We start from the raw sequence: 1,684 nt of genomic DNA, 5'->3' as shown, positions 1-1,684 counted from the left end.
TTCTGACCATGACAGCGAATTCCCTGATACTCGCATGACTACCTGCAGGAATATGACACTGACCATGACGGTCGAAAGAATAACGAGCAATACTTCTTCCAGTCGTCTATCGATCGCTCGAATGATGTTCATATTTTCACCTCTACTGACCCTCTTTTTAATAAGAAAAGCATAAGCGCAAAGCTCACCCCGACAAGTTTAACCTCCGGCATGAATGCCAGATTAACGGCTTAAGACCTTGAGATTCCTAGACATACGACATGCGCTGAAGCTAAACAATTAACGTCTCTTTTTCTTAATCCAGATGGAGCAATACGCTGTGGAAAGATCCACAACGTATCCCTCTCAAACTATGAAACTACTTACTTCTGTGCTTTTTCTACTTCTTCATAAATTTTATCTACAGTTTCTTCACCGATCTTGCTCTTGTACTCTTCGATAACAGGTTGTACGGCATCAACCATTTCCTGGCGAGCTTCTGGTGTAATTTCTGTGTACGTCATACCTTCTTCTTGAAGTTGTTTCAGATATTTTTCATTTGCTTCACGGTTCAATTTCTTCTCATACTTACCAGCTTCTACAGCTGCGTCTTTAACAATCTTCTGTTGTTCTTCAGACAAACCATCATAGAAGGATTTGCTCATCAAGAATACGAATGGGCTGTAGATGTGGTGCGTGTTAGAAACATAATCTTGTACTTCATAGAACTTTTGCAGGTAGATCGTTGCATAAGGGTTTTCCTGACCGTCAACTGTACCTTGTTGAAGCGCTGTGAAAAGCTCAGTAAAGGCCATTGGCGTAGGGTTTGCACCTAGTGCTTTAAAGGCATCCAAGTGAAGATCGTTTTCCATTGTACGGATTTTCAAACCTTCGAAATCTTCTACTGTCGCTACTTCGTGTTTACTGTTTGTAAGGTCACGGAATCCATTCTCCCAGTAAGAAAGACCTACAAGATTTTGCTCTTCAAGCTTATCTAGAAGTCCTTGTGCTGTATCCCCTGCAAGAACTTTATCGGCTACTTCTTCATTCGGGAAAAGGAACGGAATATCAAAAACGCTGAATTCTGGAACAAAGTTAGCTAGTGGAGCTGTAGACGGAATTGTAACTTCCTGTGTACCAAGCTGAAGGGCTTCCGTCATTGTACGGTCATCACCTAGTTGACCACTGTGGTACGTTTCTACTTTAATTGCGCCGTCTGTTTTTTCTTCAACGATTTCTTTAAACTTCAATAGACCTTTGTATTGTGGGTGGTCACTGTTAAGACCGATACCTGCTTTAATCGTTTTCACTTCACCGTCTCCACCTGAAGCGCTTTCACTTCCTTCACCACTGCTGGAGTCTGAGCCGCCTCCACAAGCTGCAAGAACGGTGATCAAAAGAACAGAACAAATCAATGCGATAAATTTTTTCATCTTTACATTCTCCTTTTTATTTAAATTATTTTTTAACAACTTCATGACCGCCAAATTCATTTCGTAACGCTGCGACCACTTTTCCTGAGAATGTGTCATTCTCTTGCGATCGATAGCGTGTCATCAGTGACATCGTGATTACGGGAGCTGAGGTCTCAAGCTCCAATGCTGTTTCAACGGTCCACTTTCCTTCTCCGGAAGAATTCATGACACCGCGAATTTCGTCGAGCTGTGCATCTTTGGAGAAAGCGTTCTCCATTAATTCAATCAAC

Annotated in this window: 1 protein-coding gene and 1 pseudogene; both read right to left on the bottom strand. The window is 41.9% G+C overall.

Annotated features, from left to right (window positions below; translation table 11 throughout):
• Positions 1-362: 362 nt before the first annotated feature.
• Positions 363-1,412: a TRAP transporter substrate-binding protein gene (locus tag LD39_RS19110; protein WP_035551912.1), complete on the bottom strand. Its 1,050-nt coding sequence runs from the start codon at positions 1,410-1,412 to the stop codon at positions 363-365.
• 25 nt (positions 1,413-1,437) lie between these two features.
• A pseudogene (locus tag LD39_RS19105) lies at positions 1,438-1,684 on the bottom strand (6-phosphogluconate dehydrogenase (decarboxylating)); the annotation flags it as partial.

This window comes from Halobacillus sp. BBL2006, from assembly GCF_000786645.1.
Taxonomy (GTDB): domain Bacteria; phylum Bacillota; class Bacilli; order Bacillales; family Halobacillaceae; genus Halobacillus.
This window is presented reverse-complemented; position numbering and strand designations above follow the sequence as displayed.